18 protein-coding genes are annotated in these 18,668 nt (G+C 63.2%); 11 read left to right on the top strand and 7 right to left on the bottom strand.

Annotated features, from left to right (window positions below; translation table 11 throughout):
• Window positions 1-439: 439 nt before the first annotated feature.
• The 7 genes from QRN41_RS25405 to QRN41_RS25375 all read right to left on the bottom strand — a co-directional run bounded on the left by QRN41_RS25405 (window position 440) and on the right by QRN41_RS25375 (window position 7,584).
• On the bottom strand, window positions 440-778 hold the full coding sequence (locus QRN41_RS25405; protein ID WP_034138609.1) for a Na+/H+ antiporter subunit G: 339 nt from the start codon (window positions 776-778) through the stop codon (window positions 440-442).
• Window positions 775-1,053: a K+/H+ antiporter subunit F gene (locus QRN41_RS25400; RefSeq protein ID WP_034098763.1), complete on the bottom strand. Its 279-nt coding sequence runs from the start codon at window positions 1,051-1,053 to the stop codon at window positions 775-777. The genes QRN41_RS25405 and QRN41_RS25400 overlap by 4 nt, the downstream gene beginning before the upstream one ends.
• Window positions 1,050-1,538 carry a Na+/H+ antiporter subunit E gene (locus QRN41_RS25395; protein WP_034138608.1) on the bottom strand — a complete coding sequence of 163 codons (489 nt, stop codon included), beginning with the start codon at window positions 1,536-1,538 and terminating at the stop codon, window positions 1,050-1,052. The genes QRN41_RS25400 and QRN41_RS25395 overlap by 4 nt, the downstream gene beginning before the upstream one ends.
• Window positions 1,535-3,217 carry a monovalent cation/H+ antiporter subunit D gene (locus QRN41_RS25390; RefSeq protein WP_167417753.1) on the bottom strand — a complete coding sequence of 561 codons (1,683 nt, stop codon included), beginning with the start codon at window positions 3,215-3,217 and terminating at the stop codon, window positions 1,535-1,537. Before QRN41_RS25390 ends, QRN41_RS25395 begins: the two co-directional genes overlap by 4 nt.
• Window positions 3,214-3,558 carry a Na+/H+ antiporter subunit C gene (locus QRN41_RS25385; RefSeq protein ID WP_003202835.1) on the bottom strand — a complete coding sequence of 115 codons (345 nt, stop codon included), beginning with the start codon at window positions 3,556-3,558 and terminating at the stop codon, window positions 3,214-3,216. Before QRN41_RS25385 ends, QRN41_RS25390 begins: the two co-directional genes overlap by 4 nt.
• Window positions 3,558-6,479: a monovalent cation/H+ antiporter subunit A gene (locus QRN41_RS25380; protein WP_167417754.1), complete on the bottom strand. Its 2,922-nt coding sequence runs from the start codon at window positions 6,477-6,479 to the stop codon at window positions 3,558-3,560. The genes QRN41_RS25385 and QRN41_RS25380 overlap by 1 nt, the downstream gene beginning before the upstream one ends.
• A gap of 175 nt (window positions 6,480-6,654) precedes the next feature.
• Window positions 6,655-7,584, bottom strand: coding sequence for a DMT family transporter (locus QRN41_RS25375; RefSeq protein ID WP_173603529.1), 930 nt, complete (start codon window positions 7,582-7,584; stop codon window positions 6,655-6,657).
• A gap of 92 nt (window positions 7,585-7,676) precedes the next feature.
• Between QRN41_RS25375 and QRN41_RS25370 the strand changes: the two genes are divergently transcribed.
• The 11 genes from QRN41_RS25370 (at window position 7,677) to QRN41_RS25320 (ending at window position 18,579) form a co-directional block, all read left to right on the top strand.
• The gene (locus tag QRN41_RS25370) at window positions 7,677-8,240 is read left to right on the top strand and encodes a helix-turn-helix domain-containing protein (RefSeq protein ID WP_167417756.1); all 564 of its coding nucleotides are present in this window, start codon (window positions 7,677-7,679) and stop codon (window positions 8,238-8,240) included.
• Window positions 8,241-8,395: 155 nt separating this feature from the next.
• The gene (locus QRN41_RS25365; protein WP_034138604.1) at window positions 8,396-9,592 is read left to right on the top strand and encodes an SfnB family sulfur acquisition oxidoreductase; all 1,197 of its coding nucleotides are present in this window, start codon (window positions 8,396-8,398) and stop codon (window positions 9,590-9,592) included.
• A 12-nt stretch (window positions 9,593-9,604) separates the two neighbouring features.
• Window positions 9,605-9,931 (top strand): acyl-CoA dehydrogenase, encoded by a 327-nt coding sequence (locus tag QRN41_RS25360; RefSeq protein WP_034098753.1) that lies wholly within the window; start codon window positions 9,605-9,607, stop codon window positions 9,929-9,931.
• Window positions 9,931-11,355, top strand: coding sequence for an LLM class flavin-dependent oxidoreductase (locus tag QRN41_RS25355; RefSeq protein WP_167417757.1), 1,425 nt, complete (start codon window positions 9,931-9,933; stop codon window positions 11,353-11,355). Before QRN41_RS25360 ends, QRN41_RS25355 begins: the two co-directional genes overlap by 1 nt.
• A gap of 137 nt (window positions 11,356-11,492) precedes the next feature.
• The gene (locus tag QRN41_RS25350; protein WP_167417758.1) at window positions 11,493-12,341 is read left to right on the top strand and encodes an AMP-binding protein; all 849 of its coding nucleotides are present in this window, start codon (window positions 11,493-11,495) and stop codon (window positions 12,339-12,341) included.
• Window positions 12,338-13,108, top strand: coding sequence for an ABC transporter ATP-binding protein (locus tag QRN41_RS25345; RefSeq protein ID WP_034098748.1), 771 nt, complete (start codon window positions 12,338-12,340; stop codon window positions 13,106-13,108). The genes QRN41_RS25350 and QRN41_RS25345 overlap by 4 nt, the downstream gene beginning before the upstream one ends.
• Window positions 13,108-13,989 (top strand): branched-chain amino acid ABC transporter permease, encoded by an 882-nt coding sequence (locus QRN41_RS25340; RefSeq protein WP_167417759.1) that lies wholly within the window; start codon window positions 13,108-13,110, stop codon window positions 13,987-13,989. Before QRN41_RS25345 ends, QRN41_RS25340 begins: the two co-directional genes overlap by 1 nt.
• Window positions 13,990-13,993: 4 nt before the next feature.
• On the top strand, window positions 13,994-15,043 hold the full coding sequence (locus tag QRN41_RS25335) for a branched-chain amino acid ABC transporter permease (RefSeq protein ID WP_034114208.1): 1,050 nt from the start codon (window positions 13,994-13,996) through the stop codon (window positions 15,041-15,043).
• Window positions 15,044-15,060: 17 nt separating this feature from the next.
• Window positions 15,061-16,401, top strand: a complete 1,341-nt coding sequence (locus QRN41_RS25330; protein ID WP_034138599.1) for an ABC transporter substrate-binding protein — start codon at window positions 15,061-15,063, stop codon at window positions 16,399-16,401.
• A gap of 3 nt (window positions 16,402-16,404) precedes the next feature.
• Window positions 16,405-17,172 (top strand): ABC transporter ATP-binding protein, encoded by a 768-nt coding sequence (locus QRN41_RS25325; RefSeq protein WP_034098739.1) that lies wholly within the window; start codon window positions 16,405-16,407, stop codon window positions 17,170-17,172.
• A 12-nt stretch (window positions 17,173-17,184) separates the two neighbouring features.
• A complete protein-coding gene (locus QRN41_RS25320) occupies window positions 17,185-18,579 on the top strand; it encodes an FAD/NAD(P)-binding protein (protein ID WP_167417760.1) in 1,395 nt (464 codons plus the stop codon).
• Window positions 18,580-18,668: the final 89 nt, after the last annotated feature.

Raw genomic sequence — 18,668 nt, 5'->3', positions numbered from 1 at the left:
GTGGGAGGGGGCTTGCTCCCGATAGCGGTGGGTCAGCCAACATACCTGCCAACAGCGCCGCCGCCTTCGAAGCCTCGCTAAAGCTCGACATCTCCCACAGGGGATTGGCGGTATCCATGAGATCTGCAGCCCGGCTGCTTTCTATCTGCCAACAACGATCAAGTGTGGGAGGGGGCTTGCCCCCGATAGCGGTGGGTCAGCCAACATACCTGCCAACAGTACCGCCGCCTTCGAAGCCTCGCTAAAGCTCGACATCTCCCACAGGGGATTGGCGGTATCCTTGAGATGTACAGCCGGGCTGCTTTCTATCTGCCAGCAACGATCAAGTGTGGGAGGGGGCTTGCCCCCGATTGCGGCTCAGCCAGCTCATTTGTAGCTGGTCCACCGTCATCGGGGGCAAGCCCCTCATACATTTGTTGACCTTGCAGGCTTTCAGCGCTCAGCGCCGGCTGCTGACCTCAGCCGGCACATCATCCCCGGCCATGCGCTTGCGAAACAGCGCCGTGCGGGCTAGCAATACTGTGGTCACCGGCACGGTGATCGACAGCAGAATCGGGATCAACCAGCCATGCAGCACCGGCCCGGATTTGAGCACCGAAAAGTAGATGATCGACGCCAACGCCACGCACCACGCGCCCAATGTCGAGGCCAGGGCCGGTGGGTGCATGCGCTGGAAGAAGTCCTTCATGCGCAGCAGCCCCAGTGCGCCAATCAGTGCAAACAGGCTGCTGAGTACCAGCAGCACGCCCACCACGATTTCCATCCATATCGGCATCATTCAATCACCTCTCCACGCAGCAGGAATTTGGCCAGGGCAAACGAGCCCACGAAGCCGAACAGCGCGATCAGCAGCGCCGCTTCGAAGTAGGTGTCACTGGCATAACGAATGCCCAGCACCAGCATCATCAGCATTGCCAGGATGTACAGATAGTCCAGGGCCAGAACCCGGTCTTGGGCCGATGGGCCTTTGAACAGGCGTATCAGGGTCAGCACCATGGCCAGGGAAAACAGGAACAGGCTGAACAGGATCGCGTTGGCGAGCAGGGGGCTCATTCGAAGATCTCCATCAGGGGCCGCTCGTAGGTGGTTTTGAAGTGCTCGATAAACTGCGCTTCATCGTCCAGATCGAACACGTGCAGCAGCAGGATGCTGCGGTCCAGAGCCAGTTCCGACCAAATGGTGCCGGGCACCACGGTGGTGATCATCGACAGCGCCGCCAGGCCGTTGGGGTCACGCAGGTCCAAGGGGATCTTGATAAAGCACGAGCGCGGCGGGCGCGAGCCGCAGGTCAGCACGCCCCAGGCCACTTGCAGGTTGGACACGATCACGTCGCGCCCCACCAGCAGCAACAGGCGCAGAATCACGCCCGGACGGCGGATGCGGATCGGCAGCGGCCGCAACGGTGCCATCATCAGCGGGGCCAGAAAGCCCAGCAAAGCGCCGAGCAGCAGATTGCCAGGGCTGACGGACAGGTTCAGCACCAGCCACAGCAGCCACAACGCCAGGGATAGCCACGGGGCAGGGAATAGGCGCTTCATGGTTGCACCTGTGCGGCAGTGGCCTTGGCTTCAGGGCTGGGCTCCGGGCGCGTGGCCATGACGGCCATCACGTACTGCTCGGGGTTGTTCAGACTCTGGGCGGTGGCCTGGGTGTAGCGCATCAGCGGTTCTGCCTTGAAGGTCAGCGCGATGCTCAGCCCCAGTAAAAAGAAGATCGGCAGGCATTCATAGCGACGCAGCAGTGGCGACGGGCGTTCTTCCGGGGTCCAGAAGCGCTGGATGCCCATACGCGCAAACGCGATCAGCGAGGCCAGGCCGGACAGGATCAACAGCACCACCAGGCCCCACGCGGCGGGCCGGATCGGCGCGTCGGCGCTGGCACCGAGGCCCAACGGGTTGACCAGCGCGCTCAACAGGCTGAGCTTGCCGATAAACCCGGACAGCGGCGGCATGCCGATAATCAGCAGGGCGCAGGCCACGAAGCTCAAGCCGAGGAAGGCCATGGTCCAGGGGATCACCTGGCCGATCACGGCTTTCTGCTCGTCGTCCAGGTTCACGCCGGGCCGAGGGTGTAGGGACTCCATGGCTTTGGGCAAGGCGTCGATTTCTTCATCCAGCGGCAGGTCGTTGGCCGAGCGCGAACGCTCGATCAGTTCGGCCAACAGGAACAGGGCACTCAAGGCCAGGGTGGAGCTGACCAGATAGAACAACGCGCCAGCGGTCAGGCTCGGTTGGGCGAAGCCTACCGCCGATAGCAGGATCCCAGCCGAGACCAGGATACTCAGGCTCGCCATGCGCTCCAGCCGCTGCGCCGCTACCATCGCCAGCGCCGCGCAGATGATCGTGGCCATGCCGCCGTACACCAGCCAGTCGCCGCCGAACAATGCCGACGCGCCGGCCTGGCCGGAGAACAGCAGGGTCCACAAACGCAGCACGGTGTACACGCCGACCTTGGTCATGATCGCGAACATCGCCGCCACCGGCGCACTGGCCGAAGAGTAGGCCGGCGCCAACCAGAAGTTCAGCGGCCACATGCCAGCCTTGGCCAGGAACGCGGTGGCGAGGATCGCCGCACCGGCGTGCAGCAAGCCGCGATCGGCCTCGGGCACCAGCGGGATTTTCAGCGCCAGGTCGGCGAAGTTCAGCGTGCCGGTGACGCCGTAGATCATCGCCGCGCCGATCAGGAACAGCGACGACGCCAACAAGTTGATCGCGATGTAATGCAGCCCCGACGATACCCGCGCGCGGCCGGAGCCATGCAACATCAACCCGTAGGACGCGGCCAGCAGCACCTCGAAAAATACGAACAGGTTGAACAGGTCTGCGGTGAGGAATGCACCGTACAGGCCCATCATCTGGATCTGGAACAGCGCGTGGAAACTGGTGCCGGCGCGGTCCCAGCGTGCCATGGCGAACAGCAGCGCACTGACGCCGATGATCCCGGTGAGCACCAGCATCAGCGCCGACAGTTGGTCCACCACCAGCACAATACCGAACGGCACTTGCCAGTTGCCCGGCAGGTACACACCGATGGAGCCGGGGCCGTCTTGCTGCGTCCAGTACAGCAGCAGGATCGCGGTGGCGAGGCCAAGCATGCTGGAAAACAGGTTGATACGCGCCTTGAGTGGCCGGCGTTTCTCGCTGAGCATCAGCATCAGCGCGGCGGTCAGCAACGGCAGCAGGATCGGCGCGACGATCAGTTGGTTCACCCACGTCATTCCTTGGGCTCCCGGCCATCCACATGGTCGGTGCCGGTCAGGCCCCGCGATGCCAACAGCACCACCAGAAACAGCGCGGTCATGGCGAAGCTGATCACGATGGCGGTCAGCACCAGGGCCTGGGGCAGGGGGTCGGTGTAGTGCAATAGGTCCTGCGGCACGCCGTCCTTGATGATCGGCTCCTTGCCGATAAACAGGCTGCCCATGCTGAAAATGAACAGGTTGACCCCGTAGGACAGCAGGCACAGGCCCATCACCACCTGGAAAGTCCGTGGTCGTAGGACCAGCCACACCCCCGACGCCGCTAGGACCCCAATGGCAATTGCGATGACTTCTTCCATCAGGCGGCTCCTTCGGTTGCAGCGACTGCTTTAGGCTGGTTGCTCGGTTTATGCGCACGCACCGATTGGTGGCCGAGGGCGGTGAGCATCAATAGGGTCGAACCGACCACCATGGCGTACACGCCCACATCGAAGAACAACGCGCTGGCGATATGGATATCCCCCAGCACCGGCACGCTCAGATGCAAGGTGTGGGTGGTGAGGAACGGATAGCCGAAGCACAGCGCACCGAGCCCGGTGAGGGTCGCGGAAAACAAACCGAAGCCCATCCAGCGCATCGGCCGCAGGCTCATCTGCGCCTCGACCCACTGGGTGCCGGCCACCATGTACTGCAGGATAAACGCCACCGACATCACCAGGCCCGCGACAAAACCGCCGCCCGGTTGGTTGTGGCCGCGCATAAACAGATAAAACGACACCACCAGCGCAATCGGCAGCAGCAAGCGCACCAGCACCGCCGGCACCATCATAAAGCCCAGGGCGGTGTCGCTGGCCTGGCGTGGGTTGACCAGGTCGGTGGCCACGTCCGGCGCCAACTGCCGTTGTTGTGGCGGCAGCTCCATACTTTCCTTGGATGGGCGGAAACGCCGCAGCAGGGCGTAGACCGTCAGCGCCACGGCGCCGAGCACGGTGATTTCGCCCAGGGTATCGAAGCCCCGGAAGTCCACCAGCATCACGTTCACCACATTGCTGCCGCCGCCTTCGGGCAGGGCGCGGCTGAGGTAGAACGAGGAGATATCGTTGGGGGTCTGGCGGGTCAGCATCGCGTAGGACAGCAACGCCATGCCACCACCCACCACGGTGGACAGCAGGAAGTCGCGGACCCGGCGCACCCTGGCCCTGCGCAAGGTATTAGGCAGCGGCGAAACCTCTTCGATCCGCCGTGGCAGCCAGCGCAGGCCGAGCAGGATCAGCACGGTGGTCACCACTTCCACCACCAGTTGGGTCAGGGCCAGGTCCGGCGCCGAGAACCACACGAATGTAATGCAGGTCATCAGCCCGCACACGCTGACCATGGTCAGGGCGGCAAGCCGGTGGTACTTGGCTTGCCAGGCGGCGCCCAGGGCGCAGGCGATCGCCAGCACCCACAGGGTTACGAACACCACCGAACCGGGGATTTTCGGACGGTCGCCCCAACTCAGGCCGCTGTTGACCATGGGGATCAGGCCGCCGATCACCGCCACCAACACCAGCAGGAACAACTGCGGTTGCAGGCGCTTGGTGCTGATGCGTTTTTCGATCCTGCGCACGCCGCGCATCATCACCACCAGGCTGCGTTCGAAGCCGCGCTTGCCGTTGAAATAACTGATCACCGGCGGGTACTTGAAACGGCCGCGCTTGAGCTGTTTGCGTAGCATCAGGTACAGCACCACACCGCCGGACATCGCCACCAGGCTCATGATCATCGGTGCGTTCCAGCCGTGCCAGATCGCCAGGCTGTACTCGGGCAGCACGCCGCCCACCACCGGCAACGCGGCCGCGGCGAGGATCGAACCGACTATCTGCGCTGGAAAAATCCCCACCAGCAGGCAGGTGAATACAAGCAGCTCCACCGGTGCGCGCATCCAGCGCGGTGGCTCGTGGGGGGTGTGGGGCAGGTTGGTGGGGGGCGGGCCGAAGAATACATCCACGGTAAAACGCAGTGCGTAGGCGACGCTGAAGGTGCCGGCAATGGTGGCGATCACCGGCAATGCGATTTCCACCCATTTTGTCGCCGAGATAAATACGGTTTCGGCGAAGAACATCTCTTTGGACAGGAAACCATTGAGCAACGGCACGCCGGCCATGGACGCACTGGCCACCATCGCCAGGGTCGCGGTGAACGGGATCAGGCGCACCAGGCCGCTGAGTTTGCGGATATCCCGCGTGCCACTTTCGTGGTCGATGATGCCCGCAGCCATAAACAGCGAGGCTTTAAAAGTGGCGTGGTTGAGGATGTGGAACACGGCGGCCACGGCGGCCAGCGGGCTGTTGAGGCCCAGCAGCAAGGTGATCAGCCCGAGGTGGCTGATGGTGGAATAGGCCAGCAGGCCCTTGAGGTCGTTTTGGAACATGGCGCAGTAAGCGCCGAGGAGGAGGGTGAGGGCGCCGGCACCGCCGACGATCCAGAACCATTCTTCGCTGCCGGACAGCGACGGCCACAGGCGGGCCAGCAGGAACACGCCGGCCTTCACCATCGTCGCCGAGTGCAGGTAGGCCGAAACCGGCGTGGGCGCGGCCATGGCGTGGGGCAGCCAGAAATGGAACGGAAACTGCGCACTCTTGCTCAAGGCACCGATCAGCACCAGCGCGAGCATCACCGGGTACAGCGCGTGCGCACGAATCTGATCGCCCGCCGCCAGTACCAGGTCCAGGTCGTAGCTGCCGACGATATGCCCCAGCAGCATCACGCCCGCCAGCAGGCACAGACCGCCCGCGCCGGTGACCATCAGCGCCATATAGGCACCGCGTCGCGCATCGGCGCGGTGGTGCCAATAGCCGATCAGCAGGAACGAGAACAGGCTGGTCAGCTCCCAGAAAAACACGATTTGGATCAGATTGCCGGAGATCACCAGGCCCAGCATGGCGCCCATAAAGGCCAGGAAAAACGCGAAGAAGCGCGGCACCGGGTCGTCCGGCGACATGTAATAACGCGCATACAGCGACACCAGTGTGCCGATGCCCAGCACCAGCATCGAGAACAGCCAGGCGAAGCCATCCATGCGCAGCACGAAATTCAGCCCGAGGCTGGGCAGCCACATGAATTCTTCGCGAATCACGCCGCCGTAGGCGACCTGGGGGTACAGCAAGGCGACTTGAATGGTGCCGACCAGCGCCACCAGGCCGGCCAGCAGGGATTCGGTATTACGTGCGTTATGCGGCAGCAATGCCGCCAGACAGCTGCCGATAAAAGGCAGAAGCAGTAGAACTATCAGGGACATAGGCTTCTAATCTGCGGGAGTTTGGGATGCATCATACGTGCCGCTTTCTGGATCACCAAACGGCAAGATGTGGCAGGATCCTACAGAGGCAGTTGAAGACGGCTACAAGCGGCAAGCTGCAAGAGAACCAGCCGGCCGCGTATTTCGTACGGCTTGTGGCTGACAGCTTAGACCATCAACCCTGATTTTCCGGTTCAACTTCGGCCTTAGCGTCGACAACGTTCGAGCTGTTCCTCTTCATTTCACTCACAATCACCGCCACCACGATCAGCGCCGCGCCCAGCATGGCAATTGGCGGGAAGCGCTCACCGGCAATCCGCCCGACCACGCCAGCCCACACCGGCTCGCCGGCATAGATCAACGTGGCCCGGGTTGGCGAGACGCTTTGTTGCGCCCAGTTCATCGCCACTTGGATCACCGCGCTGGTCAGGCCCAGGCCCGCCGCACTGAACAGCAGCAACCACGAGAACCCCGGGAGCACCTCGCCCATCGGCACCACCATCAGAAACGACAACAGCGATGCGGTGGCCAGTTGCACCACGGTCACGCGGCGCACGTCCACCTGGCCGGCGAACGCGCTGATCAGGATGATTTCGGCGGCAATCGCGATGGCGCCGATCAAGGTCGCGATTTCCCCGGCGCTGAAATTCAGCGATGCACCCGCAGGGCCGGTCAGCAACATCAGCCCGGCAAACGCCAGCATGATACCCAGGCTCGGCATCAGGCCTGGCCGACGGCCCAGTACCAGCCATTGCAGCAACGGCACGAAGGGCACATACAAAGCGGTAATAAACGCCGATTGGCTGCTGAGGATGGTTTGCAGGCCGATGGTCTGCAAGCCGTAGCCGAACATGATCGCTACGCCGATAAATATTCCGGCCTTCAGCTCGAACAGCGTCAGGTCGCGCAGGGTGCGCAAGGAAAAGAAACCGACCGCAATGGCCGCCGCGGCAAAACGCAGGCCCACGAAGAACATCGGCCCGCTGACAGCCATGGCATGCTGCACCAGCAAAAAGGTGCCGCCCCAGATCATGGTGATAAACACCAGGATGCACTCGGCTTTGCTGAATCGATGGAAACGCGATGGAGAGTTCGGGGTGGTCATGTGGGCTCGGTCTTGCAAGGAAAAGGCACGGACCGCACAATGCGCCGCACGCTGGGCAGTATACTGCGCACACCCACCCATTGAGCAATATAGTGCACAAAGAAAATCCGCAGCGGGCTTCGGTCCTGCAACACGTCAGCCAGAACGTTCGTCGCCTGCGCCACGCCGCCGAACTCAGCCAGACTGCGCTTTCGGAAAAGTCCGGGGTCAGCCGGCGCATGCTGGTGGCCATCGAGGCCGGCGAGAAGAACGTCAGCCTGTCGACGCTCGACCGCGTCGCCGAAGCTTTGGGCGTTGCCTTCAGCGACCTGATCCAAGCCCCGGACGTGCGCGACCATAGCCGTATCAACGAGCTGGCCTGGGCCGGCGAAATCGTCGGCAGCAAGGCCGTGTTATTGGCCAAGGCCACCGCGCGGCGCGAGGTCGAGTTGTGGGAATGGCGCTTGGAACCTGGCGATATTTACTCCCCCGACCCCGATTTGGAAGGCTGGAGCGAGCAACTGTTCGTGTTCGAAGGCTGCTTGACCCTGGTGGTGCGCGACCAGGAAAACACCATTGGTGCCGGTGAGTTCTTTATGTTTGCCAGCCATCAACCCCACGCCTATCGCAATGACGGTGAGGTGGCCGTGCGTTTTGTGCGCAACGTGGTGATCTAACTGTTTGCCAGGCAACAGTGGAACCACACTTTGCTGGTTAAACACATCAGCTGGCACCGCATATAGGCAGCAAGTCGCTGATTTTATTGGCGATTAAAATCAGGCACGACTCCTGCAATCTCCAGGTCATCCCCATCGGAACCTGGAGTCGGCCTATGTCAGCCCACCCTCTGCACCCTGCCCATATCATCCGTTCGGATGCCGAAGCCATCGAGGTGGCCACGCGTCTGGCCGAACGCTTTGCCGTTGGCGCCAGTGAGCGTGATCGTGAACGTCGTCTGCCGGTAGCCGAGCTCGACGAGTTTTCCGCCAGCGGCCTGTGGGGCATCACCGTGCCCAAAGCCTACGGTGGCGCCGAAGTGTCCTATGTGACGGTGGCCGAGGTGATCAAGTTGATCTCCGCCGCCGACCCCTCCCTCGGGCAGATCCCGCAAAACCACCTCGGCGTGGTGGACCTGCTGCTGCACACCGCCAGCGAGGAACAAAAGCGCTATTACTTCGGCAAAATTCTCGCCGGTTATCGTTTCGGCAATGCCTTCTCCGAGGCCAAGAGCAAAAACGCCGGGACCTTCGACACGCAAATCCGCATCGATGGCGACAGTGCGCAGATCAACGGTGAAAAGTTCTATTGCACCGGCGCACTGTTCGCCCACCTGGTGCCCACCGTCGGCAACAACGAGCACGGCCAGGCGCTGATTGCCTTCGTCGAGCGCGACGCGCCAGGGCTGAGTGTGATCGACAGCTGGGACGGCTTCGGCCAGCGCACCACGGCCAGTGGCGGGGTGACCCTCGATGGCGTAACGGTGCCCCTGAGCGCGGTGATACCCGCACACCTGGCCTTCGACCGACCCACTGCCAATGGCCCGATCTCGCAGATCATCCAGGCCGCCGTCGACACCGGCATCGCCGTAGGCGCTTTGGAGCAGGCCAAGCTCCACGCACGTCAGGCGCGGCCTTGGATCGACAGCCAGCAGGAGCACGGCTGGCAAGACCCTTTCACGATTGCCGCCATCGGTGACCTGGCGTGGCGCGTGCACGGCACCGAAGCCATTCTCGCCAAGGCCGGCCTGGCCGTGGACCGGGCCCTGGCCGAGCCGAATGAAGACAGCGTCGCTCAAGCTTCGCTGGTGGTGGCCCAGGCCAAAGTGCTGTCGGCGGAAACCGCATTGCTCGCCAGCAGCAAATTGTTCGAACTGGCCGGTACGCGCTCGGTGACGGGCAAGTACAACCTCGACCGGTTCTGGCGCAATGCCCGCACCCACACCCTGCACGACCCGGCCCGCTGGAAATACCACTTGATCGGCAATTTCGTACTCAACGGCGTGAAGCCTGCACGCCACGCCTGGAACTGAGAGACCTGACCCATGACCACACTGACCCTTGCGCGCCAACTGCTGGACAGCACCCGTCGACATGTCGAACGCAGCGATGACCCCTACGTGATCAGCCGCTTTGGCGATCTGCAGATCCGCGTCGACGTGGCCGCCGCCTTGCTCGAACGGGCCGAGACCCACCCCAGCCCGGTCGCCCGCGCTGAAGCGCAGATTGCTGCGGCCGAAGCGCTGATTGCCGCCAGCAACACCGAATTCGAATTGACCGGCCAACGCAGCGCGCTGCCGTCAAGCCTGGATAACCCGCTGCGTCACACCTACCACGCAGTCGGTAACTACCACCTCAACGGAGTGCACTGATGGCCCGTGAAATCCGCCTGAATGCCTTCGACATGAATTGCGTCGGCCACCAATCCCCAGGCCTATGGGCGCACCCGCGCGATCGTTCGTGGCAGTACAAGGACTTGGCGTACTGGACCGACCTGGCAAAAATCCTGGAGCGGGGCAAGTTCGACGGGTTGTTTATCGCCGATGTGCTGGGTATCTACGACGTGTACAACGGCAATGGCGACGCAGCGATTCGCCAGGCCACCCAAGTGCCGGTCAATGATCCGCTGTCGCTGATCGCCCCTATGGCGATGGTCACCGAACACCTGGGGTTTGGCCTGACGGCCTCGCTGTCGTTCGAACACCCGTACCCGTTCGCGCGCCGGCTTTCGACCCTCGATCACCTGACCCAAGGCCGCATCGGCTGGAACATCGTCACCTCGTACCTGGAAAGCGGGGCCAAGAACCTGGGGCAGAAAGCCCAGACCGAACACGACGCGCGCTATGACTATGCCGAAGAGTACCTGGAGGTTTGCTACAAACTCTGGGAGGGCAGTTGGGAGGAGGGCGCGGTACTGCGTGATCGCGAGCGCCGGATATTCAGCGACCCAAGTAAAATCCATGAGATCCGCCACGTCGGCAAGCACTTCCAGGTGCCCGGCATCCACCTGTGCGAGCCGTCGCCGCAGCGCACGCCGGTGCTGTACCAGGCCGGTGCGTCCAGTCGTGGCAAGCAGTTCGCTGCCGAGCAGGCCGAGTGCGTGTTCGTCGCGGCACCGTCCAAGGTGCTGCTGAAAAAGACCGTCGCCGATATTCGCCGCCGCGCGGCCGAGGCAGGGCGGGACCCGAAGAAAATCCTGATTTTCAACTTGCAGACGGTGATCGTCGGCGAAACCGACGCCCAGGCCAAAGCCAAGTTCGACGAGTACAAAACCTACGTCAGCTACGAAGGCGCCATGGCGCTGATCTCCGGCTGGACCGGCATCGACTTCAGCCAGTTCAAGCCCGACGAACCACTCAAACATGTGCACACCAACGCCATTCAATCGGCGGTGGAAGCCTTCTCCACGGCCGACCCGAACAAGGTCTGGACCCCCAACGAACTGGCCGACTGGGTCGGTATCGGCGGCTTTGGTCCACTGTTTGTGGGCGGCCCAGAGACCGTGGCTGACCTGTTGCAGGAATGGGTCGAAGAGACCGACGTAGACGGCTTCAACCTGGCCTATGCGTTGACCCACGAAACCTTTATCGACGCCGTCGACTGGCTAGTGCCGGAGTTGCAGAAGCGTGGCGCGTACAAGACCGAATACGCCCAAGGCACGCTGCGCGAGAAGTTGTTTGGTGATGGTGCAAGGTTGGGCTCGAACCACCCCGGCGCGGGCTACCGCAATTTATCTGGGGTACAAAAAACTACTGTGGGAGGGGGCTTGCCCCCGATAGCGGTGGGTCAGTCATGAGTGCTCTAACTGGCCCACCGCCATCGGGGGCAAGTCGAATCCTCGCACCGCCCCTCCCACAGTTGTCCTGTCTTGATACACAAATACTCAGCCAGCGGACCACCGCACGCACACCACCCCAATAGGAGCAACCCCCTATGAGCGTGCACGAACCCAAGGCTCTCCTGGAACACCTGCGCCACTGGGCACAACTCACACCGCTGCACATTGCCCTGCGCCACAAGCGTCAGGGCCTGTGGCACGCGTGGCGCTGGATCGACGCCCTGCGCGACGTAGAACGGCTGGCCGATGGTTTGCGCCAGCAAGGTTTCAGCGATCAGTCTCGTTTGGTGCTCAGTGGCGCGTTTGAGCCGAACCTGTTGTTGCTGGCGTTGGCGGCCCAGTCCGTCGGCGGTCAGGTGCTGACGCTTCCCGACAACCTGGAACCCCAGGCGCTGGAACAACAGCTATGGCGTATCCGTCCCAGCCACGTCTACGTGCAAGGTCGCCAGCCCGATTGGGCGTTTACCCAGCGGTTGGACTTTGCCCAACTGCTCGGCCCGGTTGACCCTGCGCAGCACCTGCAGCGTTGGTGGCAACCCACAGCCGAAACCGCGCTGTGGAGCGAGGACAGTACCCAGTGGCAAGACGGTCTGGCGGTGGTGCTGGAGCAATGGCTGCACAGCGGCCACGGCCTGGCCTTCCCGGAGAACCCGGCGTCGGCGCGACGTGATCGCAGTGAAGTCGCGCCCACGGGCCTGCTGTTATCGCCGGCGCGTTTGCAACAGGTGGCCGACGACATCGAAAGCCGCCTTGCGCCCCACGGCACCTGGCGTCGGCGCCTGTGTGAGTGGGCCATCGCGGATGCCCGCAGTGGCCTGCGTCGTGTGCTGAAAAATCGCGTGCGCCGGTTGTTGGGCTTCCAGCGCCTGACGTCTATCTGGCAACCCATCAAGTCCAATGTCGAGCCAACGTGGCTCGCCGAATTCAAACGGAAAAGCGCATGAGCCAAGCCATCCTCCAAGTGCGGGATATTTCGCTGTCGTTCAAAGGGGTCAAGGCAATCAGCGGGCTGTCGTTCGACGTGCAGCGCGGCGAGATATGCGCGTTGATCGGCCCTAACGGCGCCGGCAAAAGTTCGCTGCTCAATGTACTCAACGGCGTATATCGCTTCGATGCCGGCGAGATCATATTCGACGACCAGCATTTCCAGCGCATCGACCCCTTGGGGGCGGCACGCCGGGGTATCGGTCGCACCTTTCAGAACAACGCCTTGTTCAAAAAAATGAGCGTGCTCGACAACCTCCTCACCGGTCTGTCGCGGTATATGCGCAGCACCTTTATCGAGCAGGCCCTGGGCTTACCCCGGGCGCGACGCGAAGCCGAGGCGTTTGGCCTGCGCGGCCAGGGCGTTCTCGAATTTCTAGAGTTGCAAGCCCACCGCGATGTGCTGGTGGGCAATCTGTCCTACGGCCTGCAAAAGCGCGTGGAATTGGGCCGCGCACTAATCGCCGAGCCCAGCCTGTTGTTGCTGGACGAGCCCATGGCCGGCATGAACGCCGAGGAAAAACAGGAAATGGCCCGCTTTGTCGCCGATGTGAACCGCGACCTGGGCACCACAGTGGTGTTGATCGAGCACGATATCGGTGTGGTCATGGGCCTGTCCGACCATGTGGTGGTGCTGGACTACGGGCGCAAGGTCGGCGACGGCACGCCCGCCCAAGTGCAGGCCAACCCCGAGGTAATCGCGGCCTACCTGGGAGTCGTTCACTGATGACGTTCTTCTTTGAAACCCTGCTCGGCGGCCTGCTCGCTGGCACCCTGTATTCGCTGGTCGCCATCGGCTTCGTGCTGATCTACAAGGCCAGCGGCGTGTTCAATTTTGCCCAGGGCGCGATGCTGCTGTTTGCCGCGCTGACTTTTGTCAGCCTGCATGACCAGGGCGTGCCATTTGCCCTGGCGTTACTGCTGACGGTCATCGTGATGATTGGCGGCGCGTTGCTTATCGAACGGTTGGTCTTGCGGCCGCTGGTGAACCGTTCGCAAATCACCTTGTTCATGGCCACCCTGGGCCTGTCGTTCATTATCGAAGGCTTGGCTCAGGGCCTGATGGGCTCCCAGGTGCGCGCGCTGGATCTCGGGGTCGACGACGTGCCGCTGTTTGTCGGGCCGCTGATGCTCAGCCAGTTTGACCTGGTCGCCGCGGCTGCCGCAGGGGTGCTGGTGACGGTGCTGGCGCTGCTGTTCAACAAGACCCGCATCGGCGTGTCGTTGCGGGCGGTGGCGGATGACACCACGGCGGCGCTGTCCATCGGCATCCACCTCAACCGCATCTGGCAGATCGTATGGGCGGTGGCCGGTGTGGTCGGGCTGGTGGCGGGGCTGCTGTGGGGGGCGCGCCAGGGCGTGCAGTTCTCGCTGTCGCTGGTGGTGCTCAAGGCGTTGCCGGTGTTGATCATCGGTGGCTTCACTTCGATTGGCGGGGCGATGGTCGGTGGGCTGATCGTCGGCGCCGCGGAGAACCTCGCCGAGGTGTACATCGGCCCGCTGATCGGCGGCGGCATCACGCCGTGGTTCGCCTATGTCCTGGCCCTGGCCTTCCTGTATATGCGTCCCGCCGGCCTGTTCGGCGAGCGCGCAATCGAGCGAGTCTGAACCTATGTCGATCCCTGTCGTTGAACACGCCGCCCCCTTGTTGTTGATCCAGCGGCGTGTGCCCTGGGGCCTGATCGGCTTGCTGGGCTTGGCCTTTATCGTGGTGCCGCTGTGGGGCAATGATTATTGGCTCAATGCGATTTTGATCCCGTTTCTGGTGTTGTCCCTGGCCGGTCTGGGCCTGAACCTGCTGACCGGCTACACCGGGCAAACCTCGGTGGGCGCTGCGGGCTTCATGGCGGTCGGTGCGTTTGCCACCTATGGCTTTTTACTGCGTTTGCCTGAGTTGGGCCTGCCGGTGGCGTTGCTCGGCGGCGGCGTGATCAGCGCGCTGGTGGGCCTGCTGTTTGGTTTGCCCAGCTCGCGGATCAAGGGGTTCTACCTGATGGTCACTACCCTGGCCGCGCAGTTTTTTCTGGAATGGTTGTTCGTCAAGTTTCCCTGGTTCTACAACTATGGTTCATCCGGCACCATTTCCGCGCCCGCTCTGACGTTGTTCGGCCATGACCTCAACACCCCGTTGGGCCGTTATTGGCTGACCCTGGTCAGCGTATTGCTGTTGACCTGGACGGCCGTGAACCTGGTGCGCAGCCAGGTGGGGCGCAATTGGATGGCGATCCGCGACATGGACACCGCCGCCGCGGTGATCGGCATTCCGGTGGCGCGCTACAAGCGCCTGGCGTTTGCGGTCAGCTCGTTCTATCTGGGCATCGCCGGGGCGCTGTGGGCCTTCGCTTACCTGGGCACGGCCAGCGCCAGCAGCTTCGATATCAATCGCTCGTTCCAGATTCTGTTCATCATCATTATCGGCGGCATGGGCAGTATCGCCGGCAACTTTGTCGGCGCCGCGTTTATCAGCCTGCTGCCGATTTTCCTCAGCCACGCCGGTCAGGCGCTGTTCGGTGGCGCGGTGGATGCGGGGCAGTTGCAGAACCTGCAGAAAATCATCTTTGGCGTGTTGATCATCGTGTTCCTGATCAAGGAACCCGACGGTTTGATTCGCCTGTTGCACACCCTTCGCGATCGGCTGCGCCAGTGGCCGCTGCGTTTCTAACCTCAAGAGAACTTTCTATGCGTGCATCCTTCAAACAATCCCTGGCCGGCGCCGCGTTAGCCGTGGCTGCGTTCACCACCAGCGTACCCCCGGCGGTGGCGTCCCCGGACCAGCAATTTATCCCGCTGGCGACCTACCGGGTCGGCGCCTACGCGTCCAGCGGCGTGCAGGTGTGGGCCGGGATGATCGACTATTTGCGCTATATCAACGAGGTCGAGGGTGGCATCAACGGGGTGAAACTGGTGTGGCAGGAATGCGAGACCGAGTGGACCGCCGAGAAAGGCATCGAGTGCTACGAGCGCTTTAAAAACGGTCTGGATGGCGCCCCGGTCGCGGTGTACCAACCCAATGGCGCGCCAGCGGCTTATGCGCTGAGCGAGCGGGCCGAGGTGGACAAGATCCCGTTGATCACCCTCGGCTACGGGCGTACCGAGGCCACCGACGGCACCGTATTCCCCTACAACTTCCCGGTGATGCTGACCTTCTACAGCGAGGCATCGAGTCTGGTGAACTACATCGCCGAGCGGGAGGGCGGTTTCGACAAACTCAAGGGCAAGAAAATTGCCACGGTGTACCACGACTCGGCCTACGGACGTGAAACCCTCGGCCCGCTGAAGCTGCTGGCGGAAAAATACGGCTTTGAAAATATCCAGATCCCGGTGGCCGATCCGGGCAACGAACAATCCGCGCAATGGCGCCAGGTGCGCCAGGCCAACCCGGATTGGGTGTTCCTGCGTACCTGGGGCGTGTCCACGCCGGTGGCGGTGAAGACGGCGGCGCGCTTCGGCTTTCCGGTGGACCATATCATCGGCGATATCTGGGCCAGCTCCAGCGAGGATGTGCTGCCTGCCGGCGCCGCCGCCAAGGGTTACCTGGCGCTGACACCGTACCCGGCGGGGGCGGATTTCGAGATTCACAAACGCCTCAAACAATACGTGCTCGACAAAGGCCACAGCGACCTCAAGGACCTGAAGAACTTCGGCAGCGTCTACTACAACTCCGGCCTGGTGAACGCCGCCGTGGCGGTCGAGGCGATCCGCACCGCCCAGGCCAAGTTCGGCAAGCGTCCGCTCAACGGTGAAGAGGGGCGTTGGGGCCTGGAGCACTTGAACATCGACGATGCGCGCTTGAAAGACATGGGCTACCTGGGCCTGATGCAGAACCTGAAACTGTCGTGCCGCGATCACGAAGGCGGCGGCTCGGCGCGGGTGCAGCAATGGGACGGTGCGAACTGGACGCTGATCAGCGATTGGATCGCCGCCGACCGTGCGCTGCTGCGCCCGCTGATCGACGAGAAGTCCGCCGCGTTCGCCAAGGAAAAAGGCCTGACGCCACGCGCCTGCACCGGGGATGAATAAGCCATGAACCAACCTGCCAGTGTGTCGGCGAGCCCGGCGCTGTTGACTGTCAACGATATCGAGGTGATCTACGACGGCGCGATCCTGGCGGTGGCCGGGGTGTCACTGAGCGTGCCCAAGGGCGCCATCGTCGCCTTGCTGGGTGCCAATGGCGCCGGCAAGAGCACCACCCTCAAGGCCATTTCCGGGCTGGTGCGCGCCGAGCGCGCCGAGGTCAGCCGGGGGGTGATCGAATATGCCGGTGCGGACTTGGCCGGCATTGATCCCAACCAGCGCGTGCGCCAGGGCATGGTGCATGTGCTGGAGGGCCGCCATGTGTTCGGCCAGCTCAGCGTGGAAGACAACCTGCGCAGCGGCGGCTTTGTGCGGCGTTTGAGCCGCAAGGCCATGGCCCAGGACCTGGAGCGCATTTACACCTGGTTCCCACGGCTCAAGACCAAGCGCCACACCCGCGCCGGGCTGACCTCCGGCGGCGAGCAACAGATGGTCGCCATCGGCCGAGCGTTGATGACCCGTCCTACTTTGGTACTGCTCGACGAGCCGTCCATGGGTTTGGCGCCTATGATCGTGCAGGAGATTTTTGAGATCATCGCGCAGCTCAACCGCGAGCAGCAGGTGAGCTTCCTGATCGCCGAGCAGAACATCAACGTCGCGCTCACCTATGCGGCCCATGGCTATGTGCTCGATACTGGGCGCGTGGCCTTGAGCGGCAGTGCCGCTGAACTGCGGGCGCGCGGCGACCTGCATGACATCTACCTGGGTAAACAGTAAGGGCGAACCTGCATGACGGAATCCACCCGCAACGCTGATGTGCTGATCATCGGCGGCGGCCTGAGCGGCACGATGCTGGCCGTACAACTGCTGCGCCTGCCCGGTCGGCGCCAGATCCTGGTGATAGAACCGCGCGCCGAACTGGGTCGAGGCGAGGCTTACAGTGCGGTCGAACTGGGCCACACCCTCAACGGCAACGCCGCGCGCATGAGCGTGGACCCGGACAACCCCGACGACCTCACGCAGTGGCTCACCGAACACATCGCGGCCGGCGGTTGGCCGGAGTCGGCCGAGCAGGCGGTGCCGATCAGCGAGCTGTTCCCGCCGCGCGGGCTATTTGGTGTGTATGCGCAGCAGCGGCTGGCCGAGGCCAAGGCACGCTCGGCGTCCACGGTGGAGCATGTCAGGGCCGAAGTGATCGACGTGCAGGTGGATGCGGATTCAACCCTGCTGACCCTCGATAACGGCCAGCGGTTGCGCGGTAACTTTGCGGTATTGGCTACCGGCATGTTCCCGGCGGCGCGCACGCCGCAGACCCACTCCAGCGGCGTCAACGCGGCGGCGGTCGACCCATGGGACGTGGCGACCATGAGGCGCCTGGATCCACGCTCGACGGTGCTGATTATTGGCTCCGGGTTGACCATGGTGGACGCCGTGGTGTCCCTGGAACAGGCCGGGCATCGCGGGCCCATCGAGATCTTTTCGCGCCATGGACTGTTGCCCCATGTGCGCCGGCAACCGCCGGCCTGGGACGACTTCCTGGCTGCCGACCCGGCCTTGCGCAGCCCTCGGCAACTGCTGCGCGAACTGCGTCGCCAATGCAGCATCGCGCAGGCCCAGGGCATCGACTGGCAAGCGCCGCTGGACACCGTGCGTGTCCATATCGGCCGTCTCTGGAGCCAGGCCAGCGAGCGCGAGAAGCGCCAGTTCGTGCGCCATGTGCGGCCGTGGTGGGAAAGTCATCACCACCGCTCGCCGCCGCTGAGCGCGCAGCTAGTGGCGCGTTTGCATGAGGAGGGGCGGTTGCGCATTCGTGCGGCGTCATTCAAGGGGCTGGTGCCCGCGCAAAGCGGCGTCACCATCGCGGTGCGCCAACGCGGCGAACAGACGCTCACTCAAGTGACGGGCGCGGCGCTGATCAACTCCAGCGGCATCGAATACGACTGGCGCCGCGTAGCCCGGCCCTTGCCGCAGCAGTTGCTCAAGCGCGGGTTGATCCAGCCCGGGCCGTTGGCATTGGGCATCGCAGCGGATGCCTCGGGGGCGGTGCTGGATGCCCAGGGCCAGGTCAGCGCGCGACTGTTCGCCATGGGCCCGCCGTTGCGCGGAATGTGGTGGGAGAGCACGGCGGTGACGGATGTGGCGCTGCAAGCCAAAGCCCTGGCCTCGAAGCTGGCAGCGGTCTAACAGAAGCTGACAAAGGACTAAAAGAAGCTGACAGAGGACTTAATGTGGGAGGGGGCTTGCCCCCGATGGCGGTGTGTCAGTTGGCCAAT

This window comes from Pseudomonas sp. efr-133-TYG-23, from assembly GCF_030209215.1.
Classification (GTDB): domain Bacteria; phylum Pseudomonadota; class Gammaproteobacteria; order Pseudomonadales; family Pseudomonadaceae; genus Aquipseudomonas; species Aquipseudomonas rhodesiae.
The sequence above is the reverse complement of the archived record's forward strand: the minus strand, read 5'-3'. Positions and strand labels throughout refer to the sequence as shown.